The organism is Limnochorda sp. L945t, assembly GCF_035593305.1.
GTDB lineage: Bacteria > Bacillota > Limnochordia > Limnochordales > Geochordaceae > Carboxydichorda > Carboxydichorda subterranea.
The window spans coordinates 2808189-2825889 of sequence record NZ_CP141615.1 but is presented as its reverse complement, the minus strand read 5'-3'; the positions used below and the strand labels follow the sequence as shown (position 1 = coordinate 2825889).

Annotated in this window: 14 protein-coding genes; 6 read left to right on the top strand and 8 right to left on the bottom strand. The window is 70.7% G+C overall.

All coding sequences use genetic code 11. The features are described 5' to 3' along the window. Window positions 1–99: 99 nt before the first annotated feature. The 3 genes from U7230_RS13015 to galE form a co-directional block, all read right to left on the bottom strand. The gene (locus U7230_RS13015; protein WP_324716266.1) at window positions 100–1290 is read right to left on the bottom strand and encodes a KamA family radical SAM protein; all 1191 of its coding nucleotides are present in this window, start codon (window positions 1288–1290) and stop codon (window positions 100–102) included. 88 nt (window positions 1291–1378) lie between these two features. Continuing rightward, window positions 1379–2545, bottom strand: a complete 1167-nt coding sequence (locus tag U7230_RS13010; RefSeq protein ID WP_324716265.1) for a D-alanine--D-alanine ligase family protein — start codon at window positions 2543–2545, stop codon at window positions 1379–1381. 151 nt (window positions 2546–2696) lie between these two features. Further along, window positions 2697–3671: a UDP-glucose 4-epimerase GalE gene (gene galE, locus U7230_RS13005; RefSeq protein ID WP_324716264.1), complete on the bottom strand. Its 975-nt coding sequence runs from the start codon at window positions 3669–3671 to the stop codon at window positions 2697–2699. 173 nt (window positions 3672–3844) lie between these two features. Between galE and U7230_RS13000 the strand changes: the two genes are divergently transcribed. The 5 genes from U7230_RS13000 (at window position 3845) to U7230_RS12980 (ending at window position 9372) form a co-directional block, all read left to right on the top strand. Next, window positions 3845–4594: a response regulator transcription factor gene (locus tag U7230_RS13000; protein ID WP_324716263.1), complete on the top strand. Its 750-nt coding sequence runs from the start codon at window positions 3845–3847 to the stop codon at window positions 4592–4594. Further along, window positions 4591–5850 carry a sensor histidine kinase gene (locus U7230_RS12995; protein WP_324716262.1) on the top strand — a complete coding sequence of 420 codons (1260 nt, stop codon included), beginning with the start codon at window positions 4591–4593 and terminating at the stop codon, window positions 5848–5850. Before U7230_RS13000 ends, U7230_RS12995 begins: the two co-directional genes overlap by 4 nt. 2 nt (window positions 5851–5852) lie before the next feature. Then, window positions 5853–6494 (top strand): hypothetical protein, encoded by a 642-nt coding sequence (locus tag U7230_RS12990; RefSeq protein ID WP_324716261.1) that lies wholly within the window; start codon window positions 5853–5855, stop codon window positions 6492–6494. Between the two features lie 99 nt (window positions 6495–6593). Next, window positions 6594–9200 carry a SpoIIE family protein phosphatase gene (locus U7230_RS12985; protein ID WP_324716260.1) on the top strand — a complete coding sequence of 869 codons (2607 nt, stop codon included), beginning with the start codon at window positions 6594–6596 and terminating at the stop codon, window positions 9198–9200. Between the two features lie 7 nt (window positions 9201–9207). Next, a complete protein-coding gene (locus U7230_RS12980) occupies window positions 9208–9372 on the top strand; it encodes an SPW repeat domain-containing protein (protein WP_324716259.1) in 165 nt (54 codons plus the stop codon). A gap of 142 nt (window positions 9373–9514) precedes the next feature. Here U7230_RS12980 and ftsH read toward each other — a convergent pair whose 3' ends face one another. The 4 genes from ftsH to U7230_RS12960 form a co-directional block, all read right to left on the bottom strand. After that, window positions 9515–11461, bottom strand: coding sequence for an ATP-dependent zinc metalloprotease FtsH (gene ftsH, locus U7230_RS12975; protein WP_324716258.1), 1947 nt, complete (start codon window positions 11459–11461; stop codon window positions 9515–9517). A 136-nt stretch (window positions 11462–11597) separates the two neighbouring features. Beyond that, the gene (gene tilS / locus U7230_RS12970) at window positions 11598–12653 is read right to left on the bottom strand and encodes a tRNA lysidine(34) synthetase TilS (RefSeq protein WP_324716257.1); all 1056 of its coding nucleotides are present in this window, start codon (window positions 12651–12653) and stop codon (window positions 11598–11600) included. Between the two features lie 12 nt (window positions 12654–12665). Next, complete coding sequence (locus tag U7230_RS12965; protein ID WP_324716256.1) at window positions 12666–13895, bottom strand: S1C family serine protease; 1230 nt, start codon at window positions 13893–13895, stop codon at window positions 12666–12668. A 211-nt stretch (window positions 13896–14106) separates the two neighbouring features. Next, a complete protein-coding gene (locus U7230_RS12960; protein ID WP_324718247.1) occupies window positions 14107–15912 on the bottom strand; it encodes a glycoside hydrolase family 10-like protein in 1806 nt (601 codons plus the stop codon). 127 nt (window positions 15913–16039) lie between these two features. Between U7230_RS12960 and U7230_RS12955 the strand changes: the two genes are divergently transcribed. Then, on the top strand, window positions 16040–16651 hold the full coding sequence (locus U7230_RS12955) for a cysteine hydrolase family protein (protein WP_324716255.1): 612 nt from the start codon (window positions 16040–16042) through the stop codon (window positions 16649–16651). A 113-nt stretch (window positions 16652–16764) separates the two neighbouring features. On the opposite strand, the gene U7230_RS12950 is transcribed toward U7230_RS12955, so the two are convergent. Further along, window positions 16765–17685, bottom strand: a complete 921-nt coding sequence (locus U7230_RS12950; protein WP_324716254.1) for a LysM peptidoglycan-binding domain-containing protein — start codon at window positions 17683–17685, stop codon at window positions 16765–16767. Window positions 17686–17701: the final 16 nt, after the last annotated feature.

Below are 17701 nucleotides of genomic sequence, written 5' to 3'. Positions count from 1 at the left end.
TCCAACGCACCCTGCCCATTCAACAAACAGAAAAAGAGCCGGGCTGTCAAGCCCGGCTCCTGGCCGCTGCACGAACGGGCCGATGTGGGCGACCCATGCCTACTTTCCGGAAGCTCCGGCCCCGTCCTTGGAATGCCCGTTGGCCGACGCACGCCCGTTGGTCGAGACGGCCGCCGCGGCCGCCACCGCCTGCTCCGGGAGCGACGGAGACGGGTTGGGAAGCCGCACGGTGCGGCCTTCGTAGTTGCGCAGCACGATGTAGCCGTCGCCGCGTTCGACCAAATTTTGGGGCATGATCGGGATCTTCCCGATCGGCGAATCCACGACGAACGTGGGAACGGCGAACCCCGTCGTCCATCCCTGCAGGGCCCGGATGATTTCGAGCCCGGTCTCGATGGGTGTGCGGAAGTGGGCCGTCCCCCGCAGCATGTCGCACTGGTACAGGTAGTACGGCCGTACCCGGATCTTCAAGAGCCCCTGTACCAGCTCCCGCATGACCGCCGGGTCATCGTTGACCCCCTTGAGCAGGACCGTCTGGTTGCCGACAGGAATGCCCGCCCGCAAGAGCCGATCCACGGCGGCGGCCGACTCCGGCGTGATCTCGCGCGGATGGTTGAAGTGCGTGTTGACCCAGATGGGATGGTACTTCTGGAGCATGTCGCACAGTTCTTGGGTGATGCGCTGGGGCATCGTGACCGGCATCCGGGTCCCGATCCGGATGATCTCGACGTGCGGAATCGCCCGGATTCTGGAAATCAGCCCCTCGAGCCACGCGTCGGAGGCGACCAGGGGATCGCCTCCGGTGATCAACACGTCCCGGATGGCGGGCGTGCGCCGGATATATTCAATGCCCCGGTCCACGTCTTCGTCCGTCATCTTGCCGCCCTTGCCGACGAACCGCTTGCGGGTGCAGTGCCGGCAATAGATGGCGCAATCCGCCGTGACCAGGAACGCGACCCGGTCCGGATACATGTGCACGAGACCCTTCACGGGGGAGTGATCCTCCTCGTGCAGGGGGTCGCGGCCTCCGAGCGGGTCCTCCAGCTCGTCGGCGCTGGGGATCGCCTGCCGCCGGATCGGGTCGTCGGGATCGGACCAGTCGATGAGGCTCAGGTAGTACGGTGTGATCGCGAAGCGAAACTCGTGCGAGCACGCTTCGATGGCCTGGGCCATCTCCGGTGTCACCTGGGTATGCTGGGCGAGCTGCTCTACGGTGCGCACACGGTGACGGAACTGCCAACGCCAATCCTTCCACGACGTTCCTCCAGGCTTTTCGTCATCACCGCTCATGCCTGTGCGTTTCGCCTCCTACCGGCCGTGGCCGGCCGTAATTCCCGCCGCGGCGGCGCCCGTCGGGGGCCGTCCGGCGGGCAAACCTTTACCCCTGGACCGGTGCCTGGCTCCGGGTCGGCGTCCCGTGGCCGCTCGCGGCGATCGCTCCGGGAGCCGCCGCCTCGTCGTGGAGCCGTGGGACGGGCGCTGCCGCCATCTCCGACGCCACCTGCCGGAGCGCCATCAGGCGGGCCAGCCGGTCGCCGCCCAGGCCCGGCTCCTGTACCCAGCGGGACGCCGCCGCCGCGACGATGGAGGCGACCAGGTGCGGCAGGTCGAGTCCTGCCGCCGCGCCCTGGGCCGTCAGCAGGCTGGCGGCAGAAAGCCCCGGCAGCGGGTTGACCTCCAGGAATCGCGGCTGCCCGGCGCTGTCCAGGCGGAAGTCGACCCGCGCCACGTCCCGCAGGGAGAGCGCCCGGAAGACCGTCTGCGTGAGCGCGACCAGGCGCGCTTCGAGCGCGCGGTCGATCGGCGCCGGGCACAAGAAGGCCTCCAGGTTGCGGCTCTTGGTGTGATAGCAATAAATAAACCTCCCGGGATCGTCGGGAGGAACGAGCGGGCGAACCTCGAGAACGGGCAGGCATCTCAGCCGGTCGTTGCCCAGGATCCCCACGCTGAACTCTCTTCCGGGCAGGAACGCCTCCACGAGCGCCGGCTGCCGGTAGACGCGCAGCACCCGCTCCACCTGGCGGGCGAGCTGCTCGGGCGTATCGACCCGCGACTCGACCCGGACGCCCTTGCTCGATCCCTCCGCCACGGGCTTGACGAAGGCGGGGTAGGAACACTCCGGGGCGACCGCCTCGAGCTCCTCCAGGCGGGACACGACGACGGAGGGGGCCGTCGGGACGCCGGCGCTTTGCACGACGGCCTTGGCGATGGCCTTGTCCATGGCCAGGCCCAGCGCGACCGGGTCCGAGCCCGTGTAGGGTACCCCTGCCATCTCGAGCACCGCAGGTGCCAGGAGCTCGCGGCTCCTCCCGCCCCACCCCTCGGCCATGTTGAAGACGGCGTCGACCGGATGGCGCTCGAGCAACGACGCGAAATCCCGCTCCACCGGGAGCGGGATGACCTGACAGGTGTTGCCAAAAGAAAGGGCCTCGGCCAGAGCCGAGACCGTACTCCACGCGTCGTACTCCGCGTCCTGGTCCTCGGGTCCGTCGCGCTTCGCTTCGCGACGCAGGTTGAAAGCCAGCCCCAGGCGCACTCGCTGCATCTTTGGAAGGGGGCCGTCATCTCCCGCCCCAAACCCGTCTGCGCCCGAACGCCGGTCGTGCACCTCTGTGGGGCGCCTGCCGCCCGGGTGGCACCGGCGACACGGCCAAGCCCTCAGGCTGGCTCGATTCTAGAAGGGTGACGCGCGACTGTCAATAGCCTGCCTTGTGCCAATCCCAGGCCGTGCGGACGATGGTCTCGAGCGAGGAAAACTGCGGCTGCCACCGCAACTGCCTGCGCGCCCGGGCGGGGTCGGCCACGAGCACGGCCGGGTCACCCGGCCGGCGCGGGGCCTCTCGCACGGGGATGGGCCGCCCCGTCACCTGCCGGCACACTTCGATGACCTGCCGCACCGACCACCCCTGACCGCCGCCGAGGTTGAAGCAGCCGCTGGCCCCACCGTTTCCCAGATGCTCGAGGGCCAGGCGGTGGGCCGTCGCCAGGTCGCTCACGTGCACGAAGTCGCGCACGCACGTCCCGTCCGCGGTGGGCCAGTCGGTCCCGTACACCTCCACCGCGTCGCGCCGCCCGAGAGCAACCTGCAGCACGACCGGGATGAGATGGGTCTCGGGGTCGTGCCGCTCGCCGGTCCGGCCTCGCGGGTCGGCGCCGGCGGCGTTGAAGTAGCGCAGGCTCACCCAGCGCAGGCCATACGCCTCTTCCCACCAGGGAAGCATGGCCTCCACCGCGCGCTTGGTCTCCCCGTACGGGCTGGCCGGGCGCAGGGGGTGCTCTTCTGGAATCGGCACGGTCTCCGGCTCTCCATACACCGCGGCCGACGACGAGAAGACGAACCACCGGGTGCCGTGCCGGGCCAGCAGCTCCAGCAGATGAAGGGTGCCCACCACGTTGACGTGGAAGTAGAGGTCGGGCTTTCGCACCGACTCGCCGACCTGGATCTTGCCCGCGAAGTGCATGACCGCATCGAAGGGGCCGCGCTCGCGCACGAGGCGCTCCAGCGCGCCGCGGTCGGTGACGTCGGCCACGGCCAGCGGCACGTCCCGTACCGCCTCCGGATGCCCGCTCGACAGGTCGTCGAGCACCGTCACGTCGTGCCCTGCCTCCAACAACGCCAGCACGGCGTGGCTCCCGACGTAGCCGGCTCCGCCGGTCACCAGTACGTTCAACCCTTGCCTGCACCCGCCTTTCGCCGGGGAGAGGGATTCCTCCCGGCCCGGGGTCGCCCCTGCCGTCGTGGCTTGACGCATGACGGGCGACAGGAGAAGCTAGAGGGGGCGGAGATGGGTGAACGACGGATAGGGTACAACCGGCGGCGCCGGCGGCGGGAAAGACGATTCTCGTGGTCGACGACGAGCCCGAGATCACCCAGGTGCTGCGCGCGTACCTGGAGGCCGAAGGCTTCCGGGTCGTGATCGCCGGCGACGGTCTGGAGGCTCTCGGGCTGGCCCGTTCCCGGGGCGTGGACCTCGTGCTGCTCGACCTGCTGCTGCCCGGGCTCGACGGCCGCGAGGTGTGCCGGCGCCTCCGCAACGAGTCGGACCTTCCCATCATCATGCTGACGGCGCGGGGTGACGAGGTCGACCGGGTCGTCGGGTTGGAGCTCGGAGCCGACGACTACATCACCAAACCGTTCAGCCCCCGCGAGGTGGTCGCGCGGGTGCGGGCCGTGCTTCGTCGGGCTCACGCCCGTTCCCAAGGCGGGGCTGCGCCGGCGCCGGGGGCGGGAGCTGCGCCGGTCGCTCGGGGCGCAGAGGACGAAGTGCACCGGGTCGGCGAGTTGACGGTGGACGTGCCCCGCCACCAGGCGACCCTGCGGGGGCGGGAGCTCGAGCTCACGCCCACCGAGTTCAAGATCCTGGCAACGCTGGCATCGCACCCCGGCCGGGTGTTTACCCGGTTACAGCTGGTGGAGCGGGTGCAGGGCATGGCCTTCGAGGGCTACGAGCGCACCATCGACGCGCACATCAAAAACCTGCGCCAAAAGCTCGGAGACGACCCTCGCCATCCCCGGTTCATCGCGACGGTGTACGGCGTGGGGTACAAGCTGGTACCCCAGGAGAGCCCGCCGAGCGGGGGGCGAGGCGAGTGAACAGCGTGGTCTTCAAGATGGCCGCGGCCTTCGCCCTGGTTGCCGTCTTGACGGTGGTCGCCGTCGGTGTGGCCGCCCAGTGGGCCGTCAACCAGGAGTTCCAGTATTACCTCTTCCGCGTGCGGGTGGAGAGCGCCTCGCCCGGGGAGCCGGGCACGGTACCGGCGCCGGGCGACCATCCTGGATGGATGCGCCGCATGATGGGCCAGGGGTGGGGCCCGGCCATCAGCTATTTCATGGGCCTGCCGGAGCGACGCTTCTTGACCCGGGTCCGGGAGGTGCTCTGGCAGGTGGGCGTGGTGGCCGCGGCGGTGGGAGCCGGGATGGGCGTCGTCATGGCCTCGACCATGACCCGCCGGCTGCACCGTCTCTCCCAGCGCGCCCTGGCCATCGGAGCGGCCGCGCACGCGGGGCTGCCCGAGACCGGTGACGAGCTCGACCGGCTGGACGCGGCCTTCACGACCATGGAGCGGACCCTGGAGCGCAAGGAGCAGCAGCGCCGCCAGCTCCTGGCCGACATCGCCCACGAGCTCAAGACGCCCCTGACGGTGGTCCAGGCCAACCTCGAGGCCATGCTCGACGACGTCACGCCGGCCACTCCCCAGCGCATCGCGGGGATCCACACCCAGGTGGTCCTCCTGGCCCGGCTGGTCAACGACCTGCGGGATCTCGCCATGGCCGAGGCCGGGGAGCTGCCGGTGCACCGGGAGCGGGTCGACCTGGCCGACCTGGTGGAGGCGGCGGCCGACCTGTGGCGCCCGCGCTTCGACGAGCTGCACGCCCGGCTCACGGTCACGCGTGCGCCGAGCCCCCAGGTGCTGGCCGATCCGGACCGCATCGGCCAGGTCATGGCCAACCTGCTGAGCAACGCGGTGCGGCACCTGCCTGCAGAGGGGGGCGAGGTGCGCATCCGGGTGGAGCCGGCCGCCGGCGGCCGGGAGGTGGTGGTCTCGGTGGAGGACAACGGGCCCGGGATCCCGGAGGGGAGCCTGCCGCACATCTTCGACCACTTCTTCCGGGCGGATCTGGCCCGGGCCCGCAGCACGGGGGGCTCGGGCATCGGCCTTGCCGTCGTGCGGTCCGTCATCGAGGCGCACGGAGGGCGCGTCTTCGCGGAAAACCGGCGCGAGGGCGGGGCTCGCTTCACGTTCGTCCTGCCCGCCGCCGGCGAAAGGGCACGGCGTGACGAGACGCGCCGGGCGGCCGTCCCCGACGGGCGGGTGCCTTCGCTGGACGGCCGGAGGGGTGTGATCTGAGCGTGGCCGCTTCCGGGCAACGCGGTCGTATCGGCGCCATCCGGTCGCTGCTCGCCCGGCACCTGTCGGCGCAGGAGATGGCGGTCCTCGGTCGTCTCCTGGACGGCTGGCGCATCAACCCTTTCGAGTGGGACCGCGAGACGGGGCGCTGCGAGGTCGCCGACGCCTGGATGTGGCGCCTGGGCGGCGGAGGCGGGGATGCGTGGCTGGACGAGGAAGAGGGCCGCCTTTCCGGCCGGGAGGAGCCCGCGGATGGGGCGCTGGAGGCATCCGGGGAGCTGGACGTGCTGCTCCGTGCTTGCGAGGTGCTGACCGAGCACGCCTGCCAGCTCCGGGATCTGGGGGTCATCCCGGAGCGGCCCGACGAGGGCGGGCAACTCACCCTGTCTTACGAGTTCACGGACGCCCCCGACCCCATGCGAGCGGGTAACCTGGACGCCGGCGCGAGGTTTGCCGTTCTCCTGAAAGATCACCAGGGATTTCGCGTCGTCGATGAAGATCTCGGCGGGATCCGCCGCCTGAGCGTCACCTTTTCCTACCGCAACGACGCCGACTTCGGCTCCAAGAAGGGGCAGCTCGACTGGCTGCGCGAGTTGGCCCGGCGCCTTTCCGAAGATCGCCCGTACCGCGGGGACCGTGTCTGAGCCGGCAGGATCCCGCGACCGATTCCCTCGGAAGGCGTAGAAGGCGGATCGACACACGGGGTCCAGCCCGCGTGGTACCCTGGCCGGCGGGGAGTCGTCGTGCGACACGTCGCTGGCCCCGCTTTGGCGGTGCTCGCCGGAGTGCTGCTCTCGTCGGCCCGCGTCGGTAACCTGGGGCCGTTCGCGCTGGCCTTCTTCTTCAGCACCCTCGAGACGGGAGCCCTGTTGCCGGCCGCGGCCGCCGTGGGCACGGTGGCCGGAGCTGCGTTGTTCGCACCCGCGCATGGCCCTGTCGTGCTGGCGGCGGTCGCCCTGGGGTGGGCCCTGGCGGGGCCCAAGGGGAGCCATCGCCTGCGCCGGCGGCGGCACTTGCTGGCGGCCCTGGCCGTGATGGCTGCCCGGATGGTGGCGGGCGGCCTGGGGATCGGCCAGGCTCCCCTGTGGTGGATCGAGACCGTGGCAGAGGCGATGGCCGCCGCGGCGCTCACTCACCTGTGGTCGCCGGTCGCCGCCTTCCTGGGGGGAGGGGGTAGCTCGCCCGGGCCGGCGGGTGGAGCCGCTGCGGGGGCCGACGGGGGTTCGGCGGACGGCGCCGTCGCCGGAGCAGCCACCCAGGGCCAGAGCGCCGGCCTCGTGGAGCGGGCGGCCGGCCTGGTGACCGCGGGGGCGGCGCTCTTGGTGGGGCTGGTGCCGATCGGAGTGGGGCCCGTCCACCTGGCTGCGGTCGCCGGGCCGCTGCTCACTTTGGTCACGACGGCCTCTGCCGGCCCCTCCCTGGGCGTGGCGCTGGCCGTGGTGTCGGGGTTCCTGATGGCCGTAGCGAGCCCGCGGTGGCTCTTGTTCGCCCTGGCGCAGGCGGCGGGCGCGCTGGGGGCCGCGGCGGTATCGGGAGGGCGCAAGGAGTGGGCGGCCCTTTCCATGGCCGGCGTGACCGCTGCCGCCGGCCTGGCCGCGTCGTCGGCAGAGTGGGTGGCATGGGCGCTCGGGCACGCGCTGGCGGGGGCGCTCCTGTACCTGCTCATGCCCGGAGCGTGGATCGTGGCGCTGGAGCGCCGGGGGCGCGAGTTCGGGCTTGCGGCAACCCCGGACGGGGGCGTCGCCGGAGGCGGAGCGATGGCGGCGACCGGGCCGTCCGGCGTGCTGGTGGCCGAGTGGGCGCACCGCCGGGCCCTCGAGGGCGTCGAGAGCGCCGCCGGCATCGTAGAGGCGCTGCGGGCGACGTATGAGACCGCCGCCTCGGCGATGGACGGGACGGACTGGGCGGACGGCCCCGGCTACGTGGGCAAGGTGCAGGAGCGGGCGTGCCGGCAGTGCCCCTCTTTTGCCCACTGCTGGGAAAGCCACGCCAACGCGAGCTTCTGGGACGTCCTCGCCTTCCTGGAGCGGGCCGAGCAGCGCGGAGAGGCCGTCGAGTCCGACATGCCCGCAGAGCTGCGGCGGCGCTGCATCCAGCCCTTCCGCCTGGCGGCCGCCGTGAGCGACACGGCCGCGTTGATGGCCGCCTTCAAGCGCGCCCGCAAGGGGGCAGAGGCCGAGTCCCGGCGCCTCATGTCCGAAGTCGGCGCGGCCGCGGGCATGCTGCGGCGCCTGAGGGCGCACCTGCAGGAGAGAGGGCTTCCGCTCGACGTGCCCGCGGCCTCCCGGCTCATGCGCCACATGGCCCGCCTGGGGATCCCGTACCGCGAGGCGCTGGTGGCCGGCGCGGGCTGCCGGCGGGAAGTGGTGGTGCGGTTACGGGAGCCGTGCGGGGCTCCTCACTCCTGCAGCCGCCGGGTGCTCCGGGCGGCCCAGGAGAGCGAGGGGATCCCGCTGGCCGTGGTGGACGAGCATTGCCGGCACGAGCCGGGGCCGGACGGTGGCCGGCGCGACGAGGCCGGGTGCGAGGTGCGCCTGGGTCCCCGGGCCGCCTGGCAGCTGGACGTGGCGTTTACCTCTCGCACCCGCTGGGACCAAAACAGTTCGGGGGACACCTTCCACCGCGTGCAGCTCGCCCCCGGCCTGGTTGCCGTGGTGCTCAGCGACGGGATGGGCAGCGGGCCGGAGGCGGCCCGGGAAAGCACCGGGGCCGTCCGGCTGGCGGAGGCGGCGCTGGTGGCAGGGTTCGACGCGGGGCAGGCAATCCAGTTCGCCAACGCGGTGTTGCTGGCCCGTTCCCCCGACGAACGGTTCGCCACGCTGGATCTCGCCGTCTTCGATCTCGTCTCGGGCGAACTAGAGCTGGCCAAGGCAGGGGCGTACCCCACGTTCGTCCTCCGAAGCGGGAGCGTGGAACGCCTGGAAGGCCGGGCCATCCCCGCGGGCATCCTGCAGGCGGTGGAGGTGGAGCCGGTACGCCGCAGGCTCCTCGACGGCGACGTGATCGTCATGGCTACGGACGGCGCCGCCGAGCTCGGGGAGGCCGGGGAGTCGTGCCTGCAGCACGTCCTGCAGACCCTGGGAAGCGCTCGTGGCGAGGCGGCCGCGCTCGCCGACGCCCTGAGCTCCTGCCTCGAGCAGGTGGCCCGCGGCCGGTGGCCCGACGACGTCACGGTGGCCGTCATGACGGTGCGCCAGCTTGACGCTCCCTTACTGCCAGCCTATACTGATGCTGGATCCGGAGCCGGATCCAGACGGCCCGCCAGGCCGTGGGTAGCGGTGGGGAGGCAGCGCCAGCGACGTTCCTTGGTGACAACGGGCGCCCAGCCCTTCGGTAGAGAAGGGAGTTGACCATGCCATGTGGCAAAACTGGGTGAACGTGGTCGTTGGCGTACTGCTGATTATCTTACCGTTCGTGGTCACGGCCGATCCGCTCAAGTGGATCAGCGTGATCGGCGGCGTCATCGTAGCGGTCCTGGCGTATTGGGCCAACACCCAGGCGCAGTCCAAGACGGGCGCCTGAGGTGAGGGAGGTCCGGTCTTCGTTTACGTGACAGGCGTGCGTGTCCTCATCGACGGGTGAGAAAGACGCGCTGCCTTCGACGACCGCTACCTGACGGCCCGCCCGGAGGCGGGCCGTCTCCGTCGTCACGGGACTTTACCCGTCAGCCCTCAGCCGGTCTGGGCTGCTTGCCCGGTGGCTCCAGCAGGCCGTCCTTGTCGAGAGCCCGCCGCGGCCTTTCCGCTCCGGCAGCCGAGCGAGCCTCGGGAGAGGCGGCGGGCGCGGATGGTGCCGGCGCCTCGGCCGGGAGCTCCCGGCCCTCGACCGTGGCCACGAAGGCCTCCCGGTTGAGCGTCTCCTTCTCCATGAGCGCCTCCACCACGCGCTCGAGCGCGTCACGGTGGTCCTTGAGGATGGTTGCCGCCTTGCTGTAGGCCTCCTCGATGAGGCGGCGCACCTCGTCGTCGATGGCCGCGGCCACCTGCTCGCTGTAGTTGCGGTCCCGGGCGATGTCGCGGCCCAGGAAGATGAGGTCCTCGTGCTGGCGGCCGAAGGTCAGAGGCCCCAGCTTCTCGCTCATGCCCCACGCCATGACCATCTGGCGGGCCAGCTTGGTGGCCTGCTCGAGGTCGTTTTGAGCCCCCGTGCTGATCTCGGAGAAGGCGAGCTGCTCGGCGGCCCGGCCTCCCAGGATGTGGGCGAGGCGGTCCAGGAGCTCGCTGCGCGTCTCTACCATGCGGTCTTCATCCGGGAGCACCATGGTGTACCCGCCGGCCAATCCCCGGCCCACGATGGTCACCTTGTGCACGGGGTCGGAGTGGGGCAGGAAGTGGGCCACGAGAGCATGTCCGGCCTCGTGATAGGCCAGCACTTTCTTGTCCTGCGGCCGGATGACCTTGTGCCGCCGCTCGGGCCCCATGATCACCCGGTCGATGGCCTCCTCGCACTCGTCCATGGTGATCCGCTTCTTGCCGCGGCGGGCCGCGAGGATGGCCGCCTCGTTCATGACGTTTTCGAGATCCGCGCCCACGAAGCCGGGCGTGCGCCGGGCCAGCAGCTTGAGGTCCACGTCCGGCGCGAGGGGCTTGTTGCGGCTGTGCACCCTGAGGATCTCATAGCGCCCCTCGACGTCCGGCCGGTCGACCACCACTTTGCGGTCGAAGCGTCCCGGTCGCAGCAGGGCCGGGTCCAGGACGTCCGGGCGGTTGGTGGCGGCCATGATGATGATCCCGCTGTTGGGCTCGAACCCGTCCATCTCCACCAGGAGCTGGTTGAGGGTCTGCTCCCGCTCGTCGTGACCGCCGCCGAGGCCCGCGCCCCGCTGGCGACCGACCGCGTCCAGCTCGTCGATGAAGACGATGCACGGGCTGTTTTTCTTGGCCGTCTCGAACAGGTCGCGCACGCGGGCGGCTCCCACGCCCACGAACATCTCGACGAAGTCCGAGCCGCTGATGCTGAAGAAGGGGACACCGGCCTCGCCCGCCACCGCTCGTGCCAGAAGCGTCTTGCCGGTGCCCGGCGGGCCTACCAGCAAAATGCCCTTCGGCACCCGCGCGCCGATGTCGACGAACTTCTTGGGATGCTTGAGGAACTCCACGACCTCCTGGAGCTCCTGCTTGGCCTCGTCCAGGCCGGCCACGTCGTTGAACGTGACCTTGGTCTTCTCTTCCGTGTGCAGCCGCGCCCGGCTCTTGCCGAACGACATGGCCCGGTTGGAGCCGCCCTGCATCTGGTTGAGGATGAACAGCCAGATGCCGACGAAGACCACCAGCATCAACAAGTTGGGCAGCAAGTTGAGCCACCAAGGCGGGTTGGGCGGTGGCTCGGCCGAGATGGCCACGCCCTTCGCCTCGAGGTTGCGCATGACCTCTTGCGTGCTGCCTGCCGGGATGTACGTGGAAAAGCTGGTGTTGTCCTTGAGGGTGCCCTCGAGCCTCTGGTCGCCGACGAACCGCACGCTGGCGACCTGCCCGGAATCCAGGAGTCTCGTAAACTGGTAATATTCGATCTGCCGCTTGCTCTCGGAGGGGGAGTAAAAGGTGCTGACGATGGAGACGAGGACGATGGCGATCAACAGGTAAAGCATGACGCCTCTCAAAAACCTGTTCATCTCCGGCCCTCCCCTCCGCTCCCTACGGCCCATCTACGCCTTCACATCCTCCATGGACGCCTGGCGCCGGGCCCCTGGCCCGGCGCCCTCGATTCCAGGGTCATTATAGCACACGGCAAGCCCGCCACCGGGGGATTCACAGGGATTGCAGGCGAAGCTCCCCCTGCTCCACGACCCCCCGTACTCTCTCGGGCAATACCACGACCGCACCGCCGCGCCCGCGGGCGACCGCTTGTTGCAGCGCCTCGACGTGGCGCAGCGATAGTTGTCCCCGGTGCCCGCCCGACACTTCTTCGAACGCTCTTACCAGTATGCGCCGCGCCAGGGGCGCGGGAAGGGCCGCCAGCGCCCGGCGGTCGATGATCAGGCGCCCCTCGGCCCGCACGGGGCGTAAGGCGTCCCAAGCCTCTTGCGCCTGCTGTTGCATCCAGGCCTCGTCCTCGCGGGCCAGCCGCGCGAGGCGCACCAGGGCCCTTCTCGCCCCCGGCCGGATGCGGCTTTCGATGAGCGGCAACAGCTCGGCCCGGATCCGGTTGCGCGCCATGTCGGGCGAGAGGTTGGTCTCGTCCCGTGTGGGCTCGATGCCCGCCGCCCGGCAGTACGCTTCCACGTCCTCCCTCCAGACGTCCAGCAGCGGCCGGACGAACATGCCGCGCACGGGGGGGATGCCGCCGAGCCCCGCCGGCGACGTACCCCTGAGCACCCACATGAGCACCGTCTCGGCCTGATCGTCGGCCGTGTGCCCGAGGGCCACCCGCCGGTAACCATGCTCCGCGGCGAGGCGCTGGAGCGCTTCCAGGCGAAGCGTGCGGGCCGCGGTCTCGAGCGAGACGCGCTCGGAGCGCGCGTGGGCCGGGGCATCCACGTGCACGAGATGAAACGGCACCCCGAGGCGTGCCGCGTACTCCTCGGAGAGCCGGGCGTCCCGGTCTGCGGAACGCCCCCGGATGTGGTGGTGCACGTGCGCGGCCGCGAGCTCCAGGCCCATGCGGGGTGCGAAGAGCCGCAGCGCGTGGAGCAGCGCGCTCGAGTCCGGCCCGCCCGAGAGCCCGACCAGGACGCGGTCGCGCGGCTGCACCATCTGGTGGCGGGCGATGGTGCGCGCCATGCCGAGGAAAAGCCTCGTGCGGCGCAAGGAGGCGGCCGGCGCCTCCCCGGCCCGCGCCGCCTCCTCGGAAGCGCCAGGTCTCACCTCAGCGCGTCCTCAATCCTGAACGGTGCGTTCGCCGAGCTCGACCACCAGGGTGACCGTGCGCCCGTCCCGCCACACCTGCAAGGGGACCTGCTGCTTGGGCTTGTACTTGCCGAGTTCCGAAATGACATCGTTGGCAGACCGGATGCGCGCCTGGCCCATGCGCTGGATGACGTCGTAGACTTTGAGCCCTGCCTTGTCCGCCGGCGATCCCGGCTCCACCTGGTTGACCAGCGCGCCGTCGGTATCGGGCAGCCCCAGGTAGCCGGACATCCTCGGGGTCAGGTCCTCCAGGCCGACGCCCATGTACGGGCGTACCACCTGGATGCCGCCCCGGGTGATGAGGTCGTTGAGCACCTTCTTGGCGGCGTTGATGGGGATGGCGAAGCCGATGTTTTGCCCCTGGGCGTTGATGGCCGTGTTGATGCCGATGACCTCACCCCGGATGTTGACCAGCGGACCGCCCGAATTGCCGGGGTTGATGGCGGCGTCGGTCTGCAGCAGGTTTTCGTAACGCCGCATCCGGCCGGCTTCCTGGTCGGGTACCTCGATCTGGCGGCCCTTGGCGCTCACCACGCCCACCGTCACGGTATGCTCCAGCTGCTCGCCGTACGGGTTGCCGATGGCGATGACCCACTCCCCGGGGCGGGTCTTGTCCGAGTCCCCGAGCTTGACGACCGGGAGCCGGTCGAGCCCCTTGGGCTTGTCGATCTTGAGCACCGCCAGGTCGAGGCTGAAGCTCGAGCCGACCAGCTTGGCCGGCACCTCCGCCGTGAAGTTGGGAACGTCCAACTTCACGGTGAGCTTCTGGTTATCCCCGACGCTGCCCACGACGTGCTGGTTGGTCAGGATGTAACCGTCCTCGGAGATGATGAACCCCGTTCCGGCACTGACCGGCGCTTGCGGGGCGGGCATGGGCCCGAACCAGAACTCGAAGAACGGATCCTGCACGACCTGCGGCTTCGGGAACTTGGCCTGCACGAAGACGACCGCCGGGCTCACCTGCTCGGCGATGTCCGCGAGCAGATAGGGGTTACCGATACCCGGCGCCTGCACCAGGACGGCATCCGAAGCCGGCGCAGATGCGCTCGGCGCGACCGGAGGCGCAGGCGAACTCTGCGCCCACAGGTGCACGTCCAGCACGTTGGTGGTCAGGAACGCTCCTGCCAGGAAACTGAGCATCGCCAGCAGCGCGAGCCCGGAGAGCCGGCGCCACCGGGCCGACCGCTTCCATCGCTCCATGACCCAAGCCCCCTCTGCTTCGCCCATCACAGGCTGCATTATAGATCCTCGCCGCGGCCGGACGGGGTAGGCAACAGGAGGGCTCCTGCGGCACCTCCCGTCCGCAACCCGGCTGCTCTACACCTATCGCAGGGAAGTGGGGGATGCGGGCCATGGGTTTTGAAAAGATGACGAAGATCCGTTGACGATCCCGTGAAGGGCGCAGGAAGCCTCACGGGGTCCCCCTGGCGGCCTCTTCGGTCGCCGGGGGCCCGTAGACCTCGACCTCTGCCACCCACATGAGGCCGGGGCGCCCGAGCGGCCCGCCGCCTTCCGGTTGCCACAGGCGCAGGCCCGAAGTGGTGACGGGGGCGAAGCTCACGCTCGTCCGGCTCACCTCGTGGGTGGGCAGGCCCTGGTACTCCCAGACGAGCCGCCACTTTTCGGACGCGTCGTCGTAGACCTCGATCCGCAGGCGGGTCGACGAGAAGAAGCGGCCGCGGTCGAGGGCCCAGTAGACGTCGACCTGGTGGATGGCCCGCGGGGTCGGCCAGCGCAGGACGATCCAGTGGTCGGCGGGGCGCTCCGCGGATGCCCATGCGACTTCTCCCCAGCGCCCCACCTCGAGGACGTCGTTGCGCTGCCCGTCATGGAGCGCCTCCGGACCGTATCCCCGGAACGACGAGTCGACAGACACCGTGGCGTCCCGGGCCAGGTTGGTGGTGCCCGGAGCGCCTGTCGCCGCGTACGAGACCGGGGGCGTCTCGGGGACCGGCTGCGGCGGCAAGGGATCCATGGCCGCCCACCGCTTGCGCAGGCTCGCCTGCGGGGAAGGAGGCGCGGCCGCCTCCTTGAACGCCTGCTCCGCCAGCGCCTGTTGCAGAGGAAGGCTGAGGTAGGCCGTGCTGAATGCCACCACGCCCCCGAAGCCGCGGCGTCGAACCGCGTCGACGCTGGCTGCGATCGTGTCCGGGCGCGCCGCGAACAAGGCCAGCCCGGGCACGATCGCGCGGCGAAGGGGCCCGGGATCCCGCCAGGCCCGGATGGCGTCCAGGCTCCCGTCCAGGCCGTCGAGGATGTCCTCCAGGTTGGCGCCCGACGAAGTGTACGCCATCGGCATCACGAGGTCGACCAGCCCGTCGGCCAGCCACCGGCGCCAATCCTGCAGGTGGACCAGCCGGGCCTGGCCGAGGTCGGGCATGACTGCCGCCGAGAGCAGCGCCCGGCTCCCTGCCCGGTCGAGGGCGTCCCGGACGGCGGCCACGACGGCCGTGACCTGGTCTTCCCGCCACGCGGCCCAGGCCCGCCTCACGGGAGGGGGCAGCGCCCGAGGGGCCCTCCCTGCCAGATCGAGGCCCGTCTCGGCGCGGAAGGCCTGCTGCGCGTGGGGCGTGTATCCGAAGGGGTCGTGGAGGTCGTCGTTATAGCGGGCGTAGTCGAGGTGGATGCCGTCGACCCCGTAGCGGTGTGCGAGCATGGCTGCCTGCTCTGCGATCCATTCCCGCACCTCGGGGCGAGACGGATCCAGCCATCCGACGGCCGTCGGGAGGCCGGAGTACGCACTGCCTGCAAGGTTGCGGTCCGCCCACTCTGGATGATCGGCCAGAAGCGGACCCGGCCGGCCGTAAATCCCCGCGGCCAGGGCCCACACCCACGCGTGCACGAACAGACCCTGGGCACGGGCCTCCCGGATCACGGCCTCCAGCGGATCCTGCTCCCACCGGGCGAACCGGGGATCCTGGTACGGCCCGGGAAACAACGTGTTGCCTCGGTAAATGGTCTCCACCAGCACGCTGTTGAACCCTGCCTGCCGCACCTGGCGCATCAGGCGCCCGATCCCCTCGGGCCCTCCGAGCCGCGCGAGCGTCCCGTTGTCCACCCAGATGCCCCGCATCTCCACGGCCGCCGGGGACGGCTGCTCATCGCCCCCTGCAGCCGGCGCCGCCCCCCGTGCGGGCCCTGCCCCCGCCACGAGCGCTCCTGCCAGGACGATCGCCGCCGCCAGCCGGGCCGCGCACCGGCGCCCGCCGCGCATCATCACCCGGATCCCTCCCGTGCTCCTGTCCCCAGGTCTGGGTTGCCCCCTCCACGCCGGACCTATTGGGCGCCGGAGTTTGACACCCCTGTCCGAGGACGGTGAGAATAGGGCAGGGGTGGAGGCCGAAATGTCCGCTCGAACGGTCGAAGTGCCCGAGTACACCGTGACGCCCAGGGTCGAGCTCGACCCGGAACGCACGGCCCTGGTCGTCGTGGACATGCAAAACGACTTCTGCCGGCCTGAGGGGAAGCTCTTCGTGCCCGACGCGCCGCGCACCGTCGGGGCCATCGCCCGCCTGCTCGAGCTCGCCCGATCCCACCACATGCCCGTCTTCTTCACCCAGGACTGGCACCGCCCGGGAGATCCCGAGTTCGCCATCTGGGGCGAGCACGTGCTGGAAGACACCTGGGGTGCCCGCATCATCGACGAGCTGGCGCCGCGACCGGGCGAGCGCGTGATCCGCAAGGTGCGCTACGACGCTTTTTACGGGACGAGCCTGGACCACGACCTGCGCCTGGCGGGAGCCGACACCCTCATCATCTGCGGCACGGTCGCCAATATCTGCGTGCACTACACGGCCGCGAGCGCGGCGCTGCGATGGTACAAGGTCGTGCTCCCGGTCGACGCGATCTCGGCGCTGGCGCCTTTCGACATGGAGTCCGCGCTGCGCCAGGTGTCGTTCCTGTTCAGGGGGATCTTGACGCGCTCGGACGGCATCGTGGCCCACGCGTCGCCTTGAGCGCCGGGCCGGCTGCACTCTGCCGGCGTCAGGGCCCAAAGCGGGTCTCCGGCCCGACGGGCCGGAGACCCGTGGCCGCCCCGGACGGGCGACGCTACCCGAGGGGAGGGCCGTCAGCCGGCCGGCTCGGCGGCCTGGGAGCGGGAGGGCGACTCCTCTCCCGCCGTCTCGGGAGCACCGGGCGGCGCCGCCGTGGCGGACATGGACGGCGGCGGGATGCACAGGACGTCGCCGGCGAAGATCTGCGCCGGATTGGGGATTTGCGGGTTGGCCGCGATCAGCGCGTCCAGGCTCACGCCGAAGCGCTGTGCGATGGTGAACATCGTGTCGCCCGGTCGCACCGTGTAGACTTGAGAGCCCGGCGGGCATGCAGGGGCTTGCGGGACGCAAAGCACGTCTCCCGGGAACAGCACGTTGGGGTTGGGGATCTGCGGGTTGGCCGCGACGAGCGCGTCCAGCGTGATGCCGAATCGCCGCGCGATGCTGAACATGCTGTCCCCTGGCTGGACCGTGTAGGTCCGGAAGCCCGGCGGGCAGCTGACCGTTGCCGGGACGCAGAGCACGTCGCACGGGAACAGGAGCGACGGGTCGGGGATGTGCGGGTTGACGGCGATGAGCTGGCTGAGCGGGATGCCGAACCGTCGGGCCAGGGTGAACATGGTATCGCCGGCGACCACCGTGTAGCGGACGAACCCGTTCGGACAACCGGCCGGCACGCGGCAGGGCGGCCGCGGCGGCGCTCCGGGGACGCACAGCACGTCTCCGGGGAAGAGGGCGGCCGGGTTGGGGATGTGGGAGTTGGCGGCGATCAGGGCGTCGATGTTGACCCCCAGGCGCTGGGCGATGAGCCACATGGTGTCCCCCGGCTGGACCGTGTAGCGTCCCTGGAAGCCGGGCGGGCACGTGGCCGGCACGCGGCCTCCCGCGTAAGCTCCCCACACGTCGGCGGCCGACGCGGTTTGACCGGGAGCCGTGTCGGGGCAATGGGGACAGGGTTGGCCGCCGGGAGGGCGTTGCAGGTTGGCCTGGTACAAGGCCTCAACCTCCTCG

Bases quoted from the DNA above. Each gene is read 5' to 3' on its own strand.
- U7230_RS13015 (WP_324716266.1), bottom strand. From the start codon at position 1,290: ATGAGCGGTGATGACGAAAAGCCTGGAGGAACGTCGTGGAAGGATTGG.
- U7230_RS12980 (WP_324716259.1), top strand. From the start codon at position 9,208: ATGTGGCAAAACTGGGTGAACGTGGTCGTTGGCGTACTGCTGATTATC.
- U7230_RS13010 (WP_324716265.1), bottom strand. From the start codon at position 2,545: ATGCAGCGAGTGCGCCTGGGGCTGGCTTTCAACCTGCGTCGCGAAGCG.
- U7230_RS12960 (WP_324718247.1), bottom strand. From the start codon at position 15,912: ATGATGCGCGGCGGGCGCCGGTGCGCGGCCCGGCTGGCGGCGGCGATC.
- ftsH (WP_324716258.1), bottom strand. From the start codon at position 11,461: ATGAACAGGTTTTTGAGAGGCGTCATGCTTTACCTGTTGATCGCCATC.
- U7230_RS12965 (WP_324716256.1), bottom strand. From the start codon at position 13,895: ATGGAGCGATGGAAGCGGTCGGCCCGGTGGCGCCGGCTCTCCGGGCTC.
- U7230_RS12955 (WP_324716255.1), top strand. From the start codon at position 16,040: ATGTCCGCTCGAACGGTCGAAGTGCCCGAGTACACCGTGACGCCCAGG.